This window comes from Rhodanobacter sp. Col0626, assembly GCF_049994385.1.
Lineage (GTDB): Bacteria > Pseudomonadota > Gammaproteobacteria > Xanthomonadales > Rhodanobacteraceae > Rhodanobacter.
This window is the reverse complement of sequence record NZ_CP188260.1, coordinates 3,888,144-3,908,609: the sequence shown is the minus strand read 5'-3', so window position 1 is coordinate 3,908,609 and position 20,466 is coordinate 3,888,144. Positions and strand designations below refer to the sequence as shown.

Sequence of the window (20,466 nt, the reverse complement as noted above, 5' to 3'; positions counted from 1 at the left end):
GGTTGAGCGAGCTAAAAGCTTGCACCCAGTCGCCTTTGGCTCCTTCTGGTTGCCCTTTCTCGACGACAAACCGTTATCTATCAATTTTTTTGAGGCAAAAAAATCATGGCAGCTAAAGAAGTACGTTTCGGCGAAGACGCCCGCGCCCGCATGCTCAAGGGCGTGAACACCCTGGCCAACGCGGTCAAGGTCACCCTCGGTCCGAAGGGCCGCAATGTCGTGCTCGAGAAGAGCTTCGGCGCGCCGACGATCACCAAGGACGGCGTGTCCGTCGCGAAGGAGATCGAACTGGCCGACCGTTACGAGAACCTCGGCGCGCAGATCGTCAAGGAAGCCGCCTCCAAGACCTCCGACGTCGCCGGTGACGGCACCACCACCGCGACCGTGCTGGCACAGGCGTTCATCCAGGAAGGCCTCAAGGCTGTTGCCGCGGGCATCAACCCGATGGACCTGAAGCGCGGCATCGACAAGGCCGTTGCGGCTGCCGTCGGCGAGCTGAAGAAATTTTCCAACCCGACCGCGAACGACAAGGAAATCGCCCAGGTCGGCACGATCTCGGCCAACTCCGACGCCAACATCGGCGACATCATCGCCACCGCGATGAAGAAAGTCGGCAAGGAAGGCGTGATCACGGTCGAGGAAGGCTCGGGTCTCGAGAACGAGCTGGACGTGGTCGAAGGCATGCAGTTCGATCGCGGCTACCTGTCGCCTTACTTCATCAACAACCAGGCTTCGCAGCAGGTTGAGCTGGACGACCCGTACATCCTGATCCACGACAAGAAAGTATCGAACGTGCGCGAGCTGCTGCCGGTGCTGGAAGCCGTCGCCAAGGCCGGCAAGCCGCTGCTGATCGTCGCCGAGGAAGTCGAAGGCGAGGCACTGGCCACGCTGGTCGTCAACACCATCCGCGGCATCGTCAAGGTCGCCGCCGTCAAGGCGCCGGGCTTCGGTGACCGTCGCAAGGCGATCCTGGAAGACATCGCGATCCTCACCAACGGTCAGGTCGTATCCGAGGAAGTCGGCCTGTCGCTGGAGAAGACCACGCTCGCCGACCTGGGCCGCGCCAAGCGCATCGTCATCACCAAGGAAAACACCACGATCATCGATGGTGCCGGTGAAGCGGAGAAGATCCAGGCGCGTATCGCGCAGGTCAAGGCACAGATCGAAGAGACCTCCTCGGACTACGACAAGGAGAAGCTGCAGGAGCGCGTGGCCAAGCTGGCCGGTGGCGTGGCAGTGATCAAGGTCGGCGCCAGCACCGAGATCGAGATGAAGGAAAAGAAGGCCCGCGTCGAAGACGCCCTGCACGCCACGCGCGCAGCCGTCGAAGAGGGCGTGGTCCCGGGCGGCGGTGTCGCGCTGATCCGTGCATTGAAGGCGGTCGAAGGCTTGAAGGGTGACAACACCGATCAGGACCTGGGTATTGCGATCACCCGCCGTGCGCTGGAAGCGCCGCTGCGTGCGATCGTTGCCAACGCCGGCGAAGAGCCGTCCGTGATCCTCAACAAGGTCAAGGAAGGCAAGGGCAACTTCGGCTACAACGCGGCTACCGGCGAGTTCGGTGACATGGTCGCGATGGGCATCCTGGATCCGACCAAGGTGACCCGCACCGCGCTGCAGCATGCGGCGTCGGTCGCCGGTCTGGCGATCACCACCGAGGCGATCATTGCCGAGCTGCCGAAGAAGGACGAAGGCCACAGCCATGGCGGCGGTGGCATGGGTGGCGGCATGGGCGGCATGGGCGGTATGGACTTCTAAGTCCTTCTACTCGAGCTGCAATACAGGAAACCCCGCGCAAGCGGGGTTTTCTTTTGGCTCATGCGTCAGCTGCCGAACGTTGCGCAGATTGCGTACTTCATCGAATGCAAGGTCGATCAGTTGGCAAGGCGTGCCGGGGCAATCAAGGCGACATCGAGTCCCATTTTCAACATGTCGCCAGGTACCGGAAGGTGCCGGATCAGGGCCGCGGCGAGGCGACCGACGGCGGGTGCGGTTTGGATGCCGTAGCCGCCAAGTGCAGCGATCCAGAAGAAGTCTGCCACCTGCGGGTCGTAGCCGATAACGGGACTGCGATCTTCCACAAAGCTGCGCAGGCCAGCCCATTTCTGTTGCACGTGCGTGATCGACAGCGTGGTTGCGCGCTCGATGCGATCTACCGCGATCGCGATGTCCATATCCTCAGGCCATGCATCACAGGGCAGGCTTGGCGTCTCGTCGGCTGGCGACAGCAACAGGCGGCCTGCGTCGGGCTTGAAGTAGAACTGCTCGCCGATATCGATCGTCAACGGCCACCGTTCGGTATCGCTGCTTGACGGCGCATCGACCATGAAGGCCGTGCGCCGCAGCGGTTGAATGCCGATCGGCGCGGCGCCGGCGAGCGTGGCGATCTCATCGACCCACGCACCCGCCGCGTTGACGATGGTTTTCGCATGGAAGGTGCCGGCGTCGGTGTCGATAGTCCATTGCCCATCGAGGTAGAGCAGCGAGGTGACGCCGGCGTTGTTCACGAGCTTGCCGTGGTTGTCGCGCAATTGCCGAAGATAACCTTGGTGTAGTGCATGCACGTCGAGATCGCAGGCATCGGGCTCGTACAGCGCGGCAGCGACGTAACCATTGCGCAGGCTGGATGACAGCGCCTGCGCCCCGGTCGCGTCGATGCGTCGTGTGCCGCCAGCGACATCCGGCAGCGAAGCAAAGGCATTCAGCGCATCGAGCTGTTCCGCATTCGCGATATAGAGCGCGCCGCGTGGCGATACCAACGAAACATCGGTGAAGCTTTGGGGCGTGTAGAAAAAATCGCGACTGGCGCGAGTCAGCGTGCGGATCGGTGCGTTGCCGTAGATCTCCGAGAACAGCGCGGCCGAGCGGCCGGTGGCGTGGTAGCCGGGCTGGCTCTCGCGCTCCAGCACCAGAACACGTGCGTGCGCGGCGAGGTTGGCGGCCGCCGCGGCGCCGGCCATGCCGCCGCCGATCACGGCGATGTCGAATAGCGTGTCTTGCATGTATTTCAAGTTCCCAGGGATGTAGCCAGTCGCGTCACGCGCCAGCCGCGCCAGAAATAGACCATTGCCAGCAAACATGCGGGTAGCGAGACCAGGGTCATCGAGCTGCCGATGGCCAGGGGATGGTGGAAGACGTGGTCGTTGACCCATGCAGTCAGCGTGGTGCCGCCGCCAAAACCCAGCATGATGTTGCCGAACGAGGCCAGCGCGATCGCGATGCCGCGCATGTGGTTCGGCACCACGTCCTGGAGGGCGGTGAGCCCCACGGCCGCGGCCGCCGACGACATCAAGGTCCACCAGGTGTAGCCGGCGATCACCATGTCCGCGCTGCCAGTCACGCCGGCGAATGCCCCGGGCATTGCCAGCGTGGCGGCGGCGAAGGCGACCACGAAGCGCCCACGTGAGCCGACGCGTGCGACCCATCGGTCCGCTATAAAGCCGCCGCCGAATACGCCAATCGCAGCGCCGACAATTTGCGCGCCGCCAAACAAGCCGCCTATTTGCGTGGGATCCATCGCATAGCGGCGCGATAGCAGTGCCGGTATCCAGTTCGACATGCCGAAGTCGCCAACCGACATCAAGGCCATGCCAAGGTAGAGTGGCAGCAGCAGGCCGCGGAACTGCGCGAAGTCGCGCAACACTTCGCGCAAAGGCAGGGTATGTGAGCCTTCCTGCATCGCATGCAGTTGCCGTTCCGGTTCGCGCACGGTGAGCATGAGCAGTACCAGCAGTGCGCCAGGCAGCGCCATCAGCACCAGCACGGCACGCCAGGCGGCGAGCCCGCTCAGCCAGGGGATATTCGCCACCAGTCCGTGTTGCACGGCTTGCAGTACCGAGCCACCGATCATCAGCGCCACGCCGCCGCCAACCACCATGCCGAGCAGGAAGGTGCCGACCGCCGTACCGCGCTTCTGAGCGGGGAAGTAGTCGCCAATCATCGACATGGCGGCCGGTGCCAGACAGGCCTCGCCGATGCCGACGAAGACGCGGGCGATGAACAGTTCGGTAAACGAGTGTGCGTAGCCACAAGCGACGGTGGCGATACTCCACAAGGTTATGCCGGCAATGATCACGGCGCGCCGAGGGAAGATGTCCGCGGCGCGGCCCAGTGGCAGGCCGGCAATCGAGTAGATCAGTGCGAAGGCGATGCCTTGCAACAGACCCACCTGGGTGTCGGTGATGGCCAGGGCGCCACGGATCGGGTCGACCAGCAGCGAAAGAATCTGTCGGTCGGTGTATGACAGCACCGCTGCCAGCGAAAAGATGGCAACGGCGTACCAGGCAGCGCCGGGCTTTGGCCAGGGTCGTTCGGCAGTCGCTTCGCCGGAGTGGCCTCCTCCCTCACTCATTGCGGGTTTTCAGCGGCCACCGCCCTGCTGGCGATCGCCTCGATCTCGACCAGCGCCTCGGGCAGGGCAAGGCCACTGATGACGGTGGAGCGTGCAGGCTTGTGTGTGCCGAAGAAGTCCGCATAGGCCTGGTTGAATGCGGCGAAATCAGCTTCGTGGCGCAGCCAGATCGTGCATTTCACTACCTGTGCCTTCGACAGGCCGGCGTCGTGCAGTACACGCTCCATCCGTTCAAGGCAGCACCGTGTTTGCTCGGCGACATCGCCGCGGATCATGCCATGCGCGTCGAAGGCGATCTGGCCGGACAGGAATACCAGCGAACCGGCATCGACGAAGGGGGCTAGGTGGGGTAAGGCCATGGTGGGTTCCGTAGGGATGGTGTGATCAGAACTGCGCGTCGAATTCGACGCCAACCGTACGTGGCTGGAGTATGGCCGACGGCAGATTGACCACCGCATTGGTCACGCCGTTCTGCATGTAACCGATATTGAGGTGGGGGTGTTGGTTGGTCAGGTTCTTCACGTAGAAGCGCAGCGTCCAGACATCCTTGGAGATATCGGCATTGAGATCGAGCACGCCGTAGCTGTTTTCGGGATAGTTGTACGGGCTGCTGCTGACGTTCGACGACCGCTTGCCTATCCAGCGATAGTTGCCGCCGACGTGACCACTCCATGCACCCGGAAGTTGGTAGTAATAGTCCGTGGTGTACGACCAGTTGATGTGCGGAATGCCTGGCAGGCTGTCGCCGTTCTTGCCCTTCAGTGCCGGTGCGTCTTCGGTCAGATAGGCATCGGTATACGATGCATTGAGGCCCAGCCGCAGATCGCGTATCGGCATGAAAGCGGCACTCAGCTCGGCGCCACGACTGGTCGCAGTGCCGCCATTGGCCAGGTAGGTGATGCTGCCGTTCGGTGTTGCTGTGCTCACCTGGATACCGCGCCAGTTGATGTCGTAGACGGCAAAGTCGACGGAGATGCGCTTGTCGAAGAACAGCGACTTCCAGCCGGCTTCGTAATTGACCAGCGTGTCCGACTTCACCGAGGGCGGCACGCCGGGAAGCGCGAAGTTCGGGCCGCCTGGGCGATAGCCGCTGGCGGCACGCAGGTACAGCATGCTGTCGTCGCTCAGGTGATAGGCCGGGCTGAGCATCCAGGTCAGCACGTTTTCCGAGGAATGGCCCGGACTGTTGCCCAGCGGCACCAACAGTCCGCCGCCGCCGGTGATTCGCTGCTCGAAGTTCTGTTCGTTCCTGGCGAAGCGCAAGCCACCGGTGACATCGAAGCGATCGTTGAATTTATAGGTGAGGTTGCCGAATAGCGCGCCCTCTTTGTACGTGGACGGAATGCCACCGACGAACAGCGGGTCGAGGCCGACGATCGGCGTGCCGTCGTTTGCCTGTGCCGTTTCGACCTGGAGGTTCTTGCTTGATTCGCGGGTGTAGAACGCGCCGACTAGCCACTCGATGTGGTCGTCCGGTTTGGAGGCGAGGCGGAATTCCTGGGTAACCTTTTTCAGGTCGAGCGCGAGATCGAACGCGGACAGGCCAACGGGGTAATTGCCGAGCAACGGATACAGTGGCCCGTAGGTTACCGAGTCATCCTCGAGCGCATGCGTGGCTGCGGTGGAATAGCTTGTTGCCGAGGTGAAGTCTGCCCAGTGCAGATCCCAGTTCAGCGTGGCAGAGTAGAAATTCACCTGTTTCCGAAACGGCTGGCCGAGTGCGGTGCCGGTCTTCTGCTCGCCGTAGATCGGCTGTTGTGTGGTCGGGTCGAGCAGGATGATGCCCTGGTCGTTGGCATTCACCGACTGGTGCAGCGCAGACATCTTCAGGCTGACGTCGTCGCCCGGTTTCCACAGCAAGGCGACACGGCTGCTTTTCTGCGTCACGTCGTTGATGCCGTTCTGGCCAGTCACCACGTTGTCGACATAGCCGGGCGTCTGGTTTTTGGACACCGAGGCGGAGATGCCAAGCTTGTCCTGGATGAGCGGAAGATTGATCGTGGCGCGTCCATCCCATCCCGTGCCATGGCCGCCGCTGACCGTGGAAATGCCGCCGCCGAGCTCTCCGCCGACGTGATTCAGATCCGGCTCCTTCATCACGTACTTGAGCAGGCCGCCCATGGTGCTGGCGCCGTACAGCGTGCCTTGCGGACCGCGCAGCACCTCGATGCGTTCGATATCGTAGGGCAGCAGATCCAATGCGTAGCTCGCCGACCGCGCAAAGTTCGAGCTCGAGCCCAGAGGCGTGTCGTCGACGTAGGTGCCGACCACAGCGCCCGCCCCCAGCGATGGGATGCCGCGGATCGTGATCGATGTCCTGCCCGGTGCGCCACCTGTGTTGATCTGCACCCCGGGCAACGAGCCAGCAAGGTCGATCAGCGAGGCGGCATGTTGGTCTTCCAGCTGCTGGCTTCCAACCACGCTGATCGATGTCGGCACCTTGCGCGCATCCTGGCTGCGCTTTTGCGCTGTTACGGTGACGGCGCCCAGCGTGATCGGATCTGGCTTGCCGCTCTGTTTTGCGCTGCCGCTGCCGCTGTTGGTGTTGTTGCTGGTGCTGTCCGGGATGGGCTGATCCTGCGCCAGGGCGGCGCCGGACGAAAATCCAAGCGCGGCGATCATGGCTGTGGCAAGTAAGGTGTGCCGCAAGGGTTTGCCGGTGCCGTTCATGGTGGTTCTCCCCGAGGTGGTGGTGTCCGGTGCCAGCGCAGCCAGCAGGCAGGCGTTTGCAAATATTTCAAAAACGGAAAATTAGTTGTCTAAACGGAAATAAGCATTATTATTGGAAAATTGCAAGCACGACCTATCGAGGGGCAGCACATGCGCATCTTCACCGCAGGCATTTCCACCGAGACGAATACTTTCGCGCCCTGGCCAACCGGCTTGCGCGGCTTCGAAGAGGGCGGCCTGTTTCGCGGCAATGCCAGCCGTGCCGGTGAGGGAGAGAACAATCTGGTGGCGCGGCTCTACAAGGAGTTGGCTTGCGCGGATGGCCACGACTTCGTCGAGGGAGTCTTCACCACGGCGCAACCGTCGGGGCCCACCCTGCAATCGGTCTGGGAGGGGTTGCGCGACGAGATCGTGGATTCGGTACGCGCAGGGGGATCCTTCGACGTGATTTTGCTGCTGCTACACGGTGCGATGGTGGCCACCGGCTGTGACGACTGCGAAGCGGATCTGGTTGCCCGGTTACGCAAGGTATGCGGGCCGGACACCGTCATCGGCGTCGAGCTGGACCCGCATTGCCACCTTTCGCAGGCACTGGTCGATGCCAGTGATGTCGTGATTCTGATGAAGGAGTATCCGCACATCGACTGCATCGAACGTGCACGGGAGCTTTATGCCCTCTGCACCGGGAAGGCACTGGGTCAAATCGACCCGGTCAGTGCCTTGTTCGACTGCCGCATGATCGGCTTCTATCCCACCACCAGTGAGCCGATGGCCGGCTTGCTGCGTCAGTTGCGTGAAGCGGAGCACCAGCCTGGCGTGCTGTCGGTGAGCTTCGTGCACGGCTTTCCGTGGGGTGACACGGCGGATACCGGGTCGAAGATGTTGGTCGTTGCCGACGGTGACAAGGCACGCGCACGGCGCGTGGCCGAAGAGCTTGGCCGTTTGATTTACGCGCAACGTGAGGTACTGCTGCCGCGCATGCCCGGGATCGAGGATGCATTGGATATGGCGGCGGCGACTGCCGGCCGGGTAGTGCTGGCCGATACTGCCGACAACGCAGGCGGCGGTGCGCCCAGTGACAATGTCAGCCTGCTGCGCGCGATGTTGGCGCATGGCGTACGCGATGCCGCGCTGGGTGCCATATGGGATCCGATGAGCGCGCAGGCCTGCGCGGAAGCTGGCGTCGGCGCGCGTTTCGCGCTGCGCCTCGGCGGCAAGTGCGGTGAAGCATCCGGCAGTCCGCTCGATGTTATGGCGACGGTGCGCGCGGTACGCGAACAGCATGATCAGCACGGTCTCGGCAGTGCCCGCCAGCCGATGGGTCTTTCGGTGTGGCTGGAATGCGACGGTATCGACGTGGTGGTCAACTCGATCCGTACCCAGGTATTCGCGCCAGACGCGTTTACTGGCCTGGGCATCGAGCTCAATGACAAGCGCCTGATCGTGGTGAAGTCCAGTCACCACTTCCATGCATTGTTCGCACCGATCGCCGATCGCATCATTTCAGTGGCGACGCCGGGGGCGATCCAGATGAACTTTGCCGGGATCGATTACCGCAAGCGCCACGATCTCAATTTTTTCCCGCGCGAGCACGACCCGCTCGCTTGATCGGCGGCTTGATCGAGGGCTTGCTTGCTGGCTTGGGCGCGGCCTTCCCGGCGCGCTTCGACTTAACGACTTGTGGTGGTGTCTTCTCCATCGCTGGCGGCTTGCGCAATTCGCTGCTGGCTTCGAGAAGTTGCGATTCGCTCGCTGAGCAGATCGACAGCACGCGACAACGGCCCGGACTGACCGCGATATAGGCATGCCCCATACCGCTGTCGAAATAGATCGAGTCGCCAGTCGCCAGTCGTGCTGGCGCATACAGTTCGGTATACAGGTCGACGATACCTTCCAGCACGTAGGCGTATTCCTCGCCGGGATGACGAATCAGCTCGCCAAAGTCTTCCAGCGAGCGTGTGTTGATCTCGGCGATGATCGGTACGAAACGCTTGTTGAGCAGATCAGCGGCGGGATACAGGTGCAGGTAGCCGCTGGTGTTGATCGCTGAACCTTCGCCGACGCGAGTGATGCTGCGACGACCGGTGACCCGCGCCGGTGCTGTGGAAGCAGTGTCGGCAGCAAACAGTTCGGCGATATCGATTTCCAGACCGGCACACAGCCGGGTGAGCTTGTCGTAGCTCAGCGACATCCGGCCGTTTTCGATTTTCGACAGTGTCGATATGGGTAGTCCGGTCCGTTGCGACACCTCGGCCAGTGTCCACCCGCGCGCTGTGCGCAGTGCGCGCAAGGCGCCACCGGGATTGGCGCTGGCGGGCGACGGTTCTGTGCGGGTTCGGATCATGGAGCTGGATTCCTGCAACGTGGAGCGGTAGAAGTTTCTAAATATGAAAAATATTTGACATTAACGAAAACATGCCTTCATTATCGTCCAAGAACTGTCGATCATGCAGCAACCTTCGCAATATCAGGGGTTACGCCGATGAAACACCTTCGCCGCATGCTTGCTCCGGTCGCGTTGCTGTTGTGTGCCACGACGTTCATGGCACCGTGCCGGGCGCAGACGCCAGTGGAGCCAGCGCCACCGCCGGCGTCAGTCGTGGCGGCTCCGTCAGGCGGCCATGAGCTCACCGCGGCCGACGCGCAGGCCTGGCTGGATGGTCTGTTTCCATACGCCATGAAGAAGAACGATCTTGCCGCTGCCGTGGTGGTCGTGGTGAAGGACGGCAAGATCCTCGTGGCGAGAGGTTACGGCTATGCGGACGTGGCGGCGAAGAAACCGGTCGATCCGGCCACCACGCTGTTCCGTCCCGGTTCGATTTCCAAGACCTTCATGTGGACGGCTGTGATGCAGCTGGTCGAGCAGGGCAAGCTCGACCTCGATACGGACGTCAACAAATACCTCGACTTCACTATCCCGCCGCGTGATGGCAAGCCGATCACCTTGCGTGATCTGATGACGCATACACCCGGTTTTGAGGAAACGGACAAGAACCTGTTCGCCCCCGATGCCAAGCAGTTGATGAGCAACGAGGCGTGGCTTAAGGAGTGGGTGCCCGAGCGGGTGTACGCGCCAGGCGAGGTGTCGGCGTATTCCAACTATGGCGCGGCGCTGGCCGGTTACATCGTGCAGCGTGTGTCGGGCCAGCCGTTCGACGACTACATCGAGCAGCACATCTACCAGCCGTTGGGCATGAAGTACGCGACGTTCCGTCAGCCGCTGCCGGCATCCCTTGAGCCTTACATGGCGAAAAGCTATGCCAAGGCCAGCTCGCCGGCGAAACCCTTCGAGCTGGTGACCGTGGCACCTGCCGGCAGCATGTCGGTGAGTGGCGAGGACATGGGGCGTTACATGATCGCCCACCTGCAGGATGGGCGTTATGGCGAGGCGCAGATCCTGCGTCCGGAAACCGCGCAGCAGATGCACAATTTCAAGCACTATTCGGTGCCGGGTCTGCCGCCCATCGCGCTTGGTTTCTATCACCTGGATCGCAATGGCCAGGACATCATCGGGCATGGCGGCGACACCGAGTTGTTCCACAGCGAATTGATGCTGTATCTGAAACATGACGTCGGCGTGTTCGTATCCATCGACGGTGCCGGCGACGGCGGATTGCGTCATCAGTTGTGGGCCGGGTTTGCCGACCGCTACTTCCCTGCCGTGCCGGTGAACCAGCCCATCCTGGCGACTGCGCGAGAGCATGGCGCCTTGCTGGTCGGTCGCTATCTCAACAGCCGCGTCTCGGTATCGAACTTCATGTCGATGCTGAACCTGCTGTCGCAGCCGAAAATAGCGATGGAGAAAGACGGGACACTCGTCACCTCCGACTTCAAGGATCTCGCCGGCCAACCGCGGCGCTGGCGTGAAGTGGCGCCGTTTATCTGGCGCGATTTCGACAATGGGGGCCATCTTGGCGCGCTGATGAAGGATGGCAAGGTGCGCTGGTTGTCGGTCGATGAGGTCGCGCCGGTCATGGTGTTCATGCCGGTGCCGGGCTGGCAATCCGCTTCATGGAACCTGCCGCTGCTGTATTTCGCGGTGATGGTGTTCCTGTTGGCGGCCTTGCTGTGGCCGATCGCCGCGTTGGTGCGCCGCGCTTGCGGCAAGCCGCTGGCGCCGCAGCAACCTGCGCGACGCTGGTACCGATGGAGCCGCGTGGTCGCGATCCTGCACCTGCTGTTCTTCGGTGGCTGGGTTTATGTGCTGGCTCAGATGAACGCCGAAATCGCCAGCATGAGCAATGGCTTCGACGGCACGCTGCGCCTGATCCAGTTGATCGGCGTGCTGGCTATTGTCGGCACGATCGCCGTGATCGCGAATGCACGTCATGCCTGGCGTGCAACCGGTGGCTGGTGGCGCAAGCTCAATAGCCTTGCACTTGTGCTTGCCTGCTTCGGGACGATCTGGTTCGCCTTCAGCCTGCACCTGTTGAACCTGCATCTGAATTATTGACGCGTGGTCGGTTACCTCGCGCCATCCGCGAGGTAACCGACATGCCCCAGCAAGGGGTTTGGTCGTCGGCTGGAGGCGTTACTGGCCGGCAGTCGCCGGCGTTGGCAGGGGCGAGTTGTGGACGATGCCGCTCGCGGGTGTCGCCGCCTGCGGCAGCAGCTTGTCGAGCTTGCCGTTGATGCGCAGCTGCTCGACGCTGGACATCGCCTGGTCAAGCCGCTGCAAGTCGCTGCCTTCGACAGGAGGCGGTGCGCCAGGTGCTTCGGTAAGCGCTGCCAGTTGCGGGCCGACCAGCTCGGTCAGCGCGAAATAGGGATCGTCGTGGATGCCGGCTTGTGCCAGCAGCTTGCCGGGCAGCAACCAGGCGGCGGTATCCATCGGGATGCGCTGGCGCGGATGCTGTGGATCGACCAGCAACCAGACACCCGCCTGGCTCAGCATGTCGCCGCCATCGACGAAGCCGGTGATGTGATAGCTGTTGCTCAGTGCCGGCAGGTGATCTCCGTAGAACAGCACCAGGCTGGGCCGCTGGCGCTGGGCCAGCTGCTTCACCAGGCGGCCGAGTTCGGCGTCGGCGTGCTTCAGGTGGTACAGGTAGGTCTGCAGTTCCAGCTTGTCGCGTCCGCTGATGCCATCGGGCACCGGGATGGCGTCGCGTTCGGCGGCGTGGGTCGGCTCGACATCGTACGGACCGTGCGCCTCGATGCTTATGGCGAAGATGAACTGCGGTGGGCCGCTGTCCTTCAACTGCTGCATGATCTCGTCGGTCATGGCGCTGTCGGCCATGTACTTGCCGTCCATCGCCGCGCCGGGCGGGAACGAGGATTGAGACACGAACTTGTCGAAGCCGATGGCCTTGAATGCCGCCGTGCGGTTCCAGAACGCCGGGTCGTTGCCGTGCAACGCCATCGTCGTGTAGCCGTGTGCGCCCAGCGTGCGCACCAGGCTCGGCACGGCCTTGTGGCTCATCTGCAGATAAGGAAACTGCAGGTTGTCGAAATAGCGCAGCGACAGCCCGGTAAGCACCTCGAACTCGGTGCGGATGGTGCCGCCACCAAACGTAGGTACGTGCAACTTGCCGCTGATCCCGTGCGCGGCGAGCCGGCGCAGGTTCGGCGCGAAGTTGCTGTGTTCGTAGCCGCGCATGATGGTCGGATCGAAGAACGACTCGCTCTGCACCACCACGATGTCGGGCAGCTTGTCGGTTGTCGTTGGCGTCTGCAGCAATTGCAGCAGTGCCGGCGTGGATTGTCCGATCAGCTGGGCGGCGGCGGCACGGTCGGGTTTGCGTTTGCCCTGACCGTATTGCAGGTGGAACATCATCAGCGAGCTGATCAGGCCGGAATGGGTGGCGGTGGATGTGGCCGACCACGGTTCCAGCCAAAGCACTCTCGCGTTGTAGATCCTGCCCCACGTGGTCACGCCGGCCAGCATGCTGGCCAGTGTCGCTGCCAGCACCACGCCAGCCATGAGTCGCGCGCCGCGGGTGCGGCGGGGAAACAGTGGCGGCTCCAGGCGCCACGCCAGCACAACCAGGCTCAGCGCAGCGAGCAGGCCCAGGTACGGCCACGGACTGTGCGGAAGATAGCCGGACAGCAAATGCATGCCGCCCTTGCGCAACTGGCCGACCATGCGGAAATCTTCGGGCAGCAAGGGTGTGCCGAGGTTCGCGACCTTCAATACATTGATGGCGTACAGCAAGCCCTGCAGCAGGAACGCCAGCCCGAACGACAGCAACACCCGCCGGCTCAGCGCCAGCAGCACACCGGCCAGCAGCAGGCCGGGCCAGGCATTGGCCAGCGGGAAGCGCGGCTGGTCGAACAGCCGCAGCGGCGTGACGCCGATCCCGCCATCGATCATGCCGGTCAGCAACACGAAAGCCAACGCCAGCAGCAGCGTCAACGCGATACGCGGAGCAAGCGCACGCCAGCGACCGGGCGGGTTTGTGGAGTTCAGGAGCATGGCCGTCCTGCGGTTGCTGTCATGTTATGGACGCTCGAATGTAGTGGGCTGCAGATGAACCGCGTGTAGGCGCAAACGGCGAGTTTCGGGCCTGCGCGCGAGTTGTTCAACGCCCCGCAAGCAGTTCGGTGCACGGAGCGTTCCCGGCGGCATGGCTCGGCAGTCGGCGCCCGGTACGGCACAATGCGCCGATGCCTGCCCATGAATCCGCCGCACTGCGTGCACTGATCGACGATCGCTACGCCGATCTCGCCGCCCGCTGCCGTGCCGTCGGGGTGCCGTTGCACGACGATGCGGGCGTCGCCGAGCGGATCCGGCGCACCCTGCTGGCCAGCGATTTCGCGTTCGACGTGTGGTGCCGGCAGCCGCAGTTGCTGGCACCGCAAGGGCTGGAGCGGCTGCGCTCCGGCAGCGATGCCAGCGCGCGCATCGACGCGTTGAAACTGTCGGACGACGAAGATGCCTGCATGATGGCGTTGCGGCGTTTCCGTCATGCCGAGGCGTTGCGGCTGGTCTTTCGCGACGTCAACGGGCTGGACGAGCTTCCCGAGACGCTCTCCGCCACCAGCGTGTTGTACGAAGTGCTGCTGGATGTCGCGCTGGGCTGGTCCGAGCGGGCGTTGGCCGCCCGCTACGGCCGCAGCCGCAACCTCGACGGCACGCTGCAGCGGTTGCTGGTGATCGGCTTCGGCAAGCTGGGCGGCAGCGAACTGAACTTCTCCTCCGACATCGACCTGGTATTCGCCTATCCGCATGCGGGGCAGACCGATGGTGCGCGCTCGCTCGACAACAGCGAGTATTTCATCCGGCTTGGCCGCCAGCTGGTGCGCCTGCTGAACGAGCCCACCATGGACGGCATCTGCGCCCGCGTCGACCTGCGCCTGCGCCCGTTCGGCAACGCCGGCCGGTTGGCGCTGTCGTTCGCCGCGATGGAGCAGTACTACCAGAGCGAAGGCCGCGACTGGGAGCGCTATGCGTGGATCAAGGCGCGTCCGGTTGCCGGCGATCGTTCCGCCGGCAAACAGTTGCAGGAGCTGCTGCGACCGTTCGTCTATCGCAAATACCTCGACTACACCGCGTTCGCCGGTTTGCGCGAGATGAAGTCGCTGATCGATGCCGAGGTGGCGCGCAAGGATTTGGCCGACAACCTCAAGCTCGGCCCCGGTGGCATCCGCGAGATCGAATTCATCGTGCAGCTGACCCAGCTGATCCGCGGCGGTCGCGAGCCATCGATGCGCGTGCGCGGCCTGTTGCCGGCTCTGACGGCGTGCGAGGCGCGCGGTCACATCGGCGCGGCGCGCGCGCGCATGCTGCGCGAGGCGTACGTACTGTTGCGCCGGGTCGAGAACCGGGTGCAGATGCTGCGCGACGCACAGACCCACGACATCCCCCACGATGCACTCAGCCGCGAGCGCATCGCGCTGAGCCTGGACTATGCCGACTGGGACACGCTGGCCGCGGCGCTGGCATCCCATCGCGCCATCGTCAGCGAGGAGTTTGCGGCGGTGTTGATGCCGCAGGGCGGACGCGCGGCCAGCGTGCCCGCCGCGGACATGGTGTTGTGGCAGCGTGCCTGCGACGAATCGCTCGATGCCGCCGTGCTCGAAGCCTCGGGTTTCGCGCCCGGCGCGGAACTGGCCGATGCCTTGCTCAAATTGCCGCAGGCGGCGCCGGTTCGCGCGATGTCGGCGCGTTCACGCGAACGTCTCGATCACCTGATGCCGCAGCTGTTCGACGCCGCGCGTTCCACCGCGGCGCCGGTAGCCAGCCTGCTGCGCTTGTGCCGCCTCATGCAGACGGTGGCCCGGCGCTCGTCGTACCTGGCCTTGCTGGAGGAACAGCCGCCGGCGCGCAAGCGGCTGGCCCGCCTGTTCGCCGACAGCGCCTTTCTGGCCGAAAGGGTGATCGCGCAACCGTTGCTGCTGGACGATGTGCTCGACCCGCGCATCGATCAATTGCCGTTCAAGCGTGCCGACATCGCCGCCGAGATCGCCCGCGTGCTGACTACGCTGGACGAGCGCGAAGCCGAAGCCGAACTGGAACGCATCAACGAATTCAAGTCGTCCACCGCGTTCCGGCTTGGCCTGGCGTTCAACGACGGGCGTGCCGATGCGGTATCCACCTCGCGCCGGCTGGCGGCGCTGGCCGAATCAGTGGTCGGCGCCGTGCTGGCGCTAGCAGAGCGCGAGCTGATCGCCCAGCACGGCCGTCTGCCTGGTGACGGCCCGGGGTTCTCGGTGCTCGGCTATGGCAGCCTCGGTGGCGAGGAATTGGGTTTTGCGTCCGACCTCGACCTGGTGTTCGTCTATGACGGCCGGCGCGCGCAGGCGATGAGCGATGGCGCGCGTCCACTCGAAGGCGCGCGCTGGTATCAGCGCCTGGCCCAGCGGGTGATGAACTGGCTCACCGTGCTGACCCGCGGCGGCCGACTGTATGAAGTCGATGCACGATTGCGACCGGACGGCTCGAAGGGTCTGTTGGTCAGCAGCCTCGATGCCTTCGCCGCGTATCAGAAAAGTCGCGCCTGGACCTGGGAACACCAGGCGCTGCTGCGCGCGCGCCCGGTGGCTGGTGACGCGGCATTGAAGGCCGAACTCGCCGAAGTCCGCCGCGACATCCTGGCCGCGCCGCGCGATCGCGCGACGGTGCTCACCGACGTCAGCAGCATGCGCCAGCGCTGGCGCGCCGAACGCGATCGTTCCGACGAACGCCAGTTCGATCTCAAGCAGGGCCACGGCGGCCTGCTCGATATCGAATTCGCGCTGCAGGGTCTGGTGCTGGCGCACGCGGCCCAACGGCCGGACTTGCTGGGGGTCACCGCCAACGCCGGCATGATCGAGGCGTGTCGCACGACCGGCCTGCTCGACGCGGATCAGGCGGCGATCCTGACCGTGGCACATGCCGACCTGCTGCAACGCGCGCTGGCCTGCACCCTGGATCTGCGTTCGCGCATCACCTCGCGCGATGCGGAGCTCGAGCAGCTGGGCGCCAGCGTGCGCGAGGTGACCCGTGCGCTCGGTTTCGCCTTCGATTGAATCGACGGGTGAAGCCACCGAAGCGTTCAGGGGCATTGCCCGGTCGCGGCTCAGGTGGTCGGCAGGGACGCGCGTTTCTTCCCCTCCGGAACGCTCACGCTTCTTGTAATTGTTGTTGTCGCGTGGCGATGCGCGCGCGCAGCTCGGCCGCGATCGCGGCGGTTTCGCGCAGGGGAGGCAGCGGTTCGGCGACGGCGGGCTCGTCCAGATCCTGCAACCGGCCAGCATCACGCAGAGCCTGGTGAAAGCGCTCGATCTTCGCCGGTAGCGGCGCGGTGACGAAGGTCTGTACCGGGCAACCGACGGCGCAGGCTTCGCTGAGCATGTTGACCGAGTCGGGAGTGACGACCAGCCGATCGGCCCAGCCGAGCACGCCGGGATAGGGATTGCGGCCATCGTCGGGGCCGGCCCAGACCAGGCCGGGCGTGCCTTTGAGGAGGTTGCGAAAAGTCTCGATCAACGCAGGTGACGTGCGCCGTGAACCCAGCACCAGCAGGCTGCCGCCTTCGCGGGAATGGCGTTCGAGCAGACGCGCGGCCAGCTGGCGCGCGTAAGCGGCGTTCAGCGCAATGCCCTGGCGCGGACCGCCGAGCAACACACCTACGCGCGGTTGCGGCAGTTCGGCGAATTGCGGGCAGGAATCGCGCCCGTCCGCCAGCCACTCGTCGTCCAGCGAGTTCAGTGAGCCGAGCGAGTGCAGCACATTCGGACCATCGAGGTGGTCGTGCCGGGGAGCAATCACCGTGTCCCAGTGCGCCGGATCGATGCGCGGGTCGAGGACCTGCACGGTGTAACACTCTCCGTCGGACAGCCGGCGCAGCATGCGGGTGAACAGGGCGGCCGCGCGGCCGCAGCCGATCGCGACCTGCGGCCATGGCGGTGCAAACAAGCGACGCTGGTTCGCCGGCAGCGCGATCCGGCCACCGAACTCCAGTCGAGGTGCCAGCCACGACCATGGCGTCCGCGGTTGCAGCACCAGGTGACGCAGCGGCATCTGCAGATACTCGGCCAGTGCCAGTGCCTGGCGCTGGTTGCCGGCCGCCTTGTCGGTGATGACCCAGCATTCGCCCTGCAGCTTCAGCATGGCCGCGAACGTCGTGGCATTGTTTCCAAAATGAACACAGTACGTTCCCCGCAGCGTGGTCTGTTTGTCTACGCCCACCTATACACTTGCAGGCCAAGGCGCCATCGTCAGCGCTTCTTCCAGCAGAGGATACCCATGAGCGAGTTGCTTTCCGAGGCCAGTGTCGACCAGTTGTTCCGCAACGCGCGCACATTCAATGCGTGGTTGCCGAAGGACGTGAGCGACGAGCAACTGCGTCAGCTCTATGAACTGGCCAAGTTCGGCCCGACCAGCGCGAACTCCTCGCCGATGCGGGTGGTGTTCGTGAAGTCGAAGGAAGCCAAGGCGAAGCTGGAGCCGTTCCTGTCCGAGGGCAATCGCGCCAAGACCATGGAGGCGCCGGTGACCGCGATCATCGCCACCGACCACGAGTTCTACGAGCACCTGCCGAAACTGTTCCCGCACGCCGATGCGCGCAGCTGGTTTGTCGGCAACCAGCCGTTGATCGACAGCGCGGCATTCCGCAACGCGACCCTGCAGGGTGCCTACGTGCTGATGGCGGCACGGTCGATCGGGCTCGATTGCGGACCGATGTCCGGTTTCGACAACGACGCCGTCGATGCGGCGTTCTTCGCCGGCACCCCGATCAAGTCCAATTTCCTGATCAGCCTCGGCTATGGCGATGCCAGCCGCAACCTGTTCCCGCGCAGCCCGCGTCTGACGTTCGACGAAGCCTGCACGATCGCCTGAAGTAGCGTTGCCCACCCCTTTCAAGGAATCACTCCCCATGCGTGCACTGAAATATCTCGCTTTCGCCAGCCTGCTCGGCGCCGCCGTGTCGGTACAGGCTGCCCCGGTCACCTACAAGCTCGATCCGAGCCATACCATGGTCTTGTTCAGCTGGAATCACTTCGGCTATTCCAACCCCACCGCCGACTTCGGCCTGGGCGAGGGCACCGTGGTGTTCGACGAACAGCAGCCGGCCAAGTCCAGCGTGGACGTGACCCTGCCGCTGGCCCAGCTCGACACGCATGTGCCGGCGCTGGACAAGCATCTGAAGGAAGCCGATTTCTTCAACGCGGGCAAGTACCCGACGGTGACGTTCAAGAGCACCACCGTGCAGCCGCTGGGTGGCAACAAGTTCAAGGTCACCGGCAACCTCACCGTGCATGGCGTGACCAAACCGGTCGTGCTGGACGCGACGCTGAACAAAGTCGGCCCGCACCCGATGAGCAAGGCGCAGTCGATCGGCTTCGACGCCACCGCCAGTATCAAGCGTTCGGACTTCGGCGTCGGCGCCTATGTGCCGAACGTCAGCGACGACATCACCATCCGCATCACCACCGAAGGTTCGGTGCCGAAGGCCAATTAAGCCCAGGGCAAGGCTCCGGGAAGCCGCGCCATCATGGCGCGGCTTTTTTTTGCCCGCTGGTAGCGGTACAGCTTGCCGCGCCCGGCCGAGGGCCGCGGCCTGCTACCATTTGCCGCCTGATATGGAGTCTGGAGCCCCCTGATGTCGTCCCCTGTTTCCGCGACGGTGCCGCTGGTGCCGGCAAATGCCGAAAATCGTTACGAAGTGACGCGCGCCGACCTGCCGCTGTCCTGCCCGATGCCCGGCATGGAGCTTTGGAATTCACACCCGAAGGTCTATCTGCCGATCGTCGACGATGGCGGCGAGTCCACCTGTGCCTACTGTGGCGCGCATTACATACTGCGCGACTGACTGTCGGTGCGGTTCGGATCGATGGCGGCACCGTTTTTGCTTGCCATTGAAGAATGAAAGCTTCCAGCCCAGAGCTCATGTCCAGCATTGCCGTACCCGCCAAGCTGCTGACTGTAGTCCAACTGATCCCCGCGCTGCAGTCTGGCGGTGCGGAGCGCTCGGCGCTGGAAATCGCCAAGGCCCTGGTGCAGGCCGGCCACCGTTCGGTGGTGATTTCGGCCGGCGGACGCCTGGTTGAACAGCTGCAGGCCGAAGGCAGCGAGCATGTGACGCTCGATCTGGGCCGCAAGTCGTTGCGCACGCTGACCCAGCTTGGCGCGCTGCGGCGCGTGTTGCGTGAACTGAAACCGGACATCGTGCACGCCCGTTCGCGGCTGCCGGCATGGCTGGGTTGGTGGGCGTTGAGGGGCATGACCCCGCAGCCACATTTCGTCACCACCGTGCACGGGCTCAACTCGCCGGGTCGTTACAGCGCCATCCTGCTGCGCGGCGAGCGGGTGATCGCGGTTTCGCAAACCCTGCGCGATTATGTGCTCAGCCATTACCGCTGGCTGGAGCCGGCCAAGGTGCGGGTGATCCCGCGTGGCATCGATCCGGCGGCATTTCCCTATGGCCATCGGCCGGACGATGCGTGGCAGAAAGCCTTCTTCGCCGAATATCCGGCACTGGCCGGCGCACCGTTGCTGACCTTGCCAGGCCGCGGCACGCGTCTGAAAGGTCATCACGACGCGATCGAACTGCTGGCCGATCTCAAGCGTCGCGGCATCGAGGCGCGGTTGTTGCTGCTGGGCGTGGTCGAAACGGGTCGTGAGGCGTACCTGGCCGAGTTGCGCGAGCTGATCAAGGTGCTCGGGGTCACCTCGCAGGTGGTGTTGACGCCGCCGCGCGACGACGTTCGCGACATCTACGCGATATCGGCGCTGATCCTGCAGTTGTCGAACAAGCCCGAATCGTTCGGGCGCACGGTGATCGAGGCGTTGTCGTTGTGCCGGCCGGTGCTCGGCTATGCGCACGGTGGCGTCGGCGAATTGCTGGCCGAGTTGTATCCGGCCGGTCGCGTGCCGCCGGGCGATCGCGAGCGCCTGGTCGAGCGTGCCGCCGAATTGCTGCGGGTCGCGCCGCCGATCTCGCCGCTGCAGAGCTATCGCCTGATCGACATGCAGCAGGCCACGCTGGCCTTGTACGACGAAGTCGCCAGCGGCTGAGAAC

At 64.0% G+C, this 20,466-nt stretch carries 15 protein-coding genes; 8 read left to right on the top strand and 7 right to left on the bottom strand.

What is annotated here, in order from left to right:
• Nucleotides 1–105 precede the first annotated feature (105 nt).
• Nucleotides 106–1,758: a chaperonin GroEL gene (gene groL / locus ACPPVV_RS17195; RefSeq protein WP_426701083.1), complete on the top strand. Its 1,653-nt coding sequence runs from the start codon at nucleotides 106–108 to the stop codon at nucleotides 1,756–1,758.
• A 116-nt stretch (nucleotides 1,759–1,874) separates the two neighbouring features.
• Here the strand turns inward: groL and ACPPVV_RS17190 are convergent, their stop codons facing one another.
• From ACPPVV_RS17190 to ACPPVV_RS17175, 4 genes are read right to left on the bottom strand one after another with little or no spacing between them, the layout of a single operon-like run.
• Nucleotides 1,875–3,002: an NAD(P)/FAD-dependent oxidoreductase gene (locus ACPPVV_RS17190; protein ID WP_426701082.1), complete on the bottom strand. Its 1,128-nt coding sequence runs from the start codon at nucleotides 3,000–3,002 to the stop codon at nucleotides 1,875–1,877.
• Between the two features lie 5 nt (nucleotides 3,003–3,007).
• Nucleotides 3,008–4,351, bottom strand: coding sequence for an MFS transporter (locus ACPPVV_RS17185; protein WP_426701081.1), 1,344 nt, complete (start codon nucleotides 4,349–4,351; stop codon nucleotides 3,008–3,010).
• On the bottom strand, nucleotides 4,348–4,710 hold the full coding sequence (locus tag ACPPVV_RS17180; protein WP_426701080.1) for a RidA family protein: 363 nt from the start codon (nucleotides 4,708–4,710) through the stop codon (nucleotides 4,348–4,350). Before ACPPVV_RS17180 ends, ACPPVV_RS17185 begins: the two co-directional genes overlap by 4 nt.
• A gap of 25 nt (nucleotides 4,711–4,735) precedes the next feature.
• Nucleotides 4,736–7,021: a TonB-dependent receptor gene (locus ACPPVV_RS17175; protein ID WP_426701079.1), complete on the bottom strand. Its 2,286-nt coding sequence runs from the start codon at nucleotides 7,019–7,021 to the stop codon at nucleotides 4,736–4,738.
• A gap of 150 nt (nucleotides 7,022–7,171) precedes the next feature.
• On the opposite strand from ACPPVV_RS17175, the gene ACPPVV_RS17170 reads away from it, so the two are divergent.
• Nucleotides 7,172–8,629, top strand: coding sequence for a M81 family metallopeptidase (locus ACPPVV_RS17170; protein ID WP_426701078.1), 1,458 nt, complete (start codon nucleotides 7,172–7,174; stop codon nucleotides 8,627–8,629).
• Here ACPPVV_RS17170 and ACPPVV_RS17165 read toward each other — a convergent pair.
• The gene (locus tag ACPPVV_RS17165) at nucleotides 8,592–9,365 is read right to left on the bottom strand and encodes a helix-turn-helix domain-containing protein (protein WP_426701077.1); all 774 of its coding nucleotides are present in this window, start codon (nucleotides 9,363–9,365) and stop codon (nucleotides 8,592–8,594) included. The two genes, ACPPVV_RS17170 and ACPPVV_RS17165, sit on opposite strands and share 38 nt — an antisense overlap.
• Nucleotides 9,366–9,503: 138 nt before the next feature.
• On the opposite strand from ACPPVV_RS17165, the gene ACPPVV_RS17160 reads away from it, so the two are divergent.
• Nucleotides 9,504–11,474, top strand: coding sequence for a serine hydrolase domain-containing protein (locus ACPPVV_RS17160; protein WP_426701076.1), 1,971 nt, complete (start codon nucleotides 9,504–9,506; stop codon nucleotides 11,472–11,474).
• Between the two features lie 78 nt (nucleotides 11,475–11,552).
• On the opposite strand, the gene ACPPVV_RS17155 is transcribed toward ACPPVV_RS17160, so the two are convergent.
• The gene (locus ACPPVV_RS17155) at nucleotides 11,553–13,436 is read right to left on the bottom strand and encodes an LTA synthase family protein (RefSeq protein ID WP_426701075.1); all 1,884 of its coding nucleotides are present in this window, start codon (nucleotides 13,434–13,436) and stop codon (nucleotides 11,553–11,555) included.
• A gap of 191 nt (nucleotides 13,437–13,627) precedes the next feature.
• Between ACPPVV_RS17155 and glnE the strand changes: the two genes are divergently transcribed.
• Nucleotides 13,628–16,471 (top strand): bifunctional [glutamate--ammonia ligase]-adenylyl-L-tyrosine phosphorylase/[glutamate--ammonia-ligase] adenylyltransferase, encoded by a 2,844-nt coding sequence (gene glnE / locus ACPPVV_RS17150; protein ID WP_426701074.1) that lies wholly within the window; start codon nucleotides 13,628–13,630, stop codon nucleotides 16,469–16,471.
• Nucleotides 16,472–16,565: 94 nt separating this feature from the next.
• Here glnE and ACPPVV_RS17145 read toward each other — a convergent pair whose 3' ends face one another.
• The gene (locus ACPPVV_RS17145) at nucleotides 16,566–17,555 is read right to left on the bottom strand and encodes a mitochondrial fission ELM1 family protein (protein ID WP_426701073.1); all 990 of its coding nucleotides are present in this window, start codon (nucleotides 17,553–17,555) and stop codon (nucleotides 16,566–16,568) included.
• Between the two features lie 135 nt (nucleotides 17,556–17,690).
• Between ACPPVV_RS17145 and ACPPVV_RS17140 the strand changes: the two genes are divergently transcribed.
• The 4 genes from ACPPVV_RS17140 to ACPPVV_RS17125 all read left to right on the top strand — a co-directional run bounded on the left by ACPPVV_RS17140 (nucleotide 17,691) and on the right by ACPPVV_RS17125 (nucleotide 20,462).
• The gene (locus ACPPVV_RS17140; protein WP_426701072.1) at nucleotides 17,691–18,284 is read left to right on the top strand and encodes a malonic semialdehyde reductase; all 594 of its coding nucleotides are present in this window, start codon (nucleotides 17,691–17,693) and stop codon (nucleotides 18,282–18,284) included.
• A gap of 37 nt (nucleotides 18,285–18,321) precedes the next feature.
• Nucleotides 18,322–18,906, top strand: a complete 585-nt coding sequence (locus ACPPVV_RS17135) for a YceI family protein (RefSeq protein ID WP_426701071.1) — start codon at nucleotides 18,322–18,324, stop codon at nucleotides 18,904–18,906.
• A gap of 141 nt (nucleotides 18,907–19,047) precedes the next feature.
• Nucleotides 19,048–19,257 (top strand): zinc-finger domain-containing protein, encoded by a 210-nt coding sequence (locus ACPPVV_RS17130; protein WP_426701070.1) that lies wholly within the window; start codon nucleotides 19,048–19,050, stop codon nucleotides 19,255–19,257.
• Between the two features lie 77 nt (nucleotides 19,258–19,334).
• Entirely contained in the window at nucleotides 19,335–20,462 is a 1,128-nt protein-coding gene (locus ACPPVV_RS17125; RefSeq protein ID WP_426701069.1) for a glycosyltransferase, read from the top strand.
• Nucleotides 20,463–20,466: the final 4 nt, after the last annotated feature.

Excerpts from the sequence above, each read along its gene's own strand:
- ACPPVV_RS17135 (WP_426701071.1), top strand. The coding sequence starts at position 18,322 with ATGCGTGCACTGAAATATCTCGCTTTCGCCAGCCTGCTCGGCGCCGCC.
- ACPPVV_RS17190 (WP_426701082.1), bottom strand. The coding sequence starts at position 3,002 with ATGCAAGACACGCTATTCGACATCGCCGTGATCGGCGGCGGCATGGCC.
- ACPPVV_RS17170 (WP_426701078.1), top strand. The coding sequence starts at position 7,172 with ATGCGCATCTTCACCGCAGGCATTTCCACCGAGACGAATACTTTCGCG.
- glnE (WP_426701074.1), top strand. The coding sequence starts at position 13,628 with ATGCCTGCCCATGAATCCGCCGCACTGCGTGCACTGATCGACGATCGC.
- ACPPVV_RS17125 (WP_426701069.1), top strand. The coding sequence starts at position 19,335 with ATGTCCAGCATTGCCGTACCCGCCAAGCTGCTGACTGTAGTCCAACTG.
- ACPPVV_RS17140 (WP_426701072.1), top strand. The coding sequence starts at position 17,691 with ATGAGCGAGTTGCTTTCCGAGGCCAGTGTCGACCAGTTGTTCCGCAAC.
- ACPPVV_RS17160 (WP_426701076.1), top strand. The coding sequence starts at position 9,504 with ATGAAACACCTTCGCCGCATGCTTGCTCCGGTCGCGTTGCTGTTGTGT.
- ACPPVV_RS17175 (WP_426701079.1), bottom strand. The coding sequence starts at position 7,021 with ATGAACGGCACCGGCAAACCCTTGCGGCACACCTTACTTGCCACAGCC.
- ACPPVV_RS17180 (WP_426701080.1), bottom strand. The coding sequence starts at position 4,710 with ATGGCCTTACCCCACCTAGCCCCCTTCGTCGATGCCGGTTCGCTGGTA.
- ACPPVV_RS17185 (WP_426701081.1), bottom strand. The coding sequence starts at position 4,351 with ATGAGTGAGGGAGGAGGCCACTCCGGCGAAGCGACTGCCGAACGACCC.
- ACPPVV_RS17145 (WP_426701073.1), bottom strand. The coding sequence starts at position 17,555 with ATGCTGAAGCTGCAGGGCGAATGCTGGGTCATCACCGACAAGGCGGCC.
- groL (WP_426701083.1), top strand. The coding sequence starts at position 106 with ATGGCAGCTAAAGAAGTACGTTTCGGCGAAGACGCCCGCGCCCGCATG.
- ACPPVV_RS17155 (WP_426701075.1), bottom strand. The coding sequence starts at position 13,436 with ATGCTCCTGAACTCCACAAACCCGCCCGGTCGCTGGCGTGCGCTTGCT.
- ACPPVV_RS17130 (WP_426701070.1), top strand. The coding sequence starts at position 19,048 with ATGTCGTCCCCTGTTTCCGCGACGGTGCCGCTGGTGCCGGCAAATGCC.
- ACPPVV_RS17165 (WP_426701077.1), bottom strand. The coding sequence starts at position 9,365 with ATGATCCGAACCCGCACAGAACCGTCGCCCGCCAGCGCCAATCCCGGT.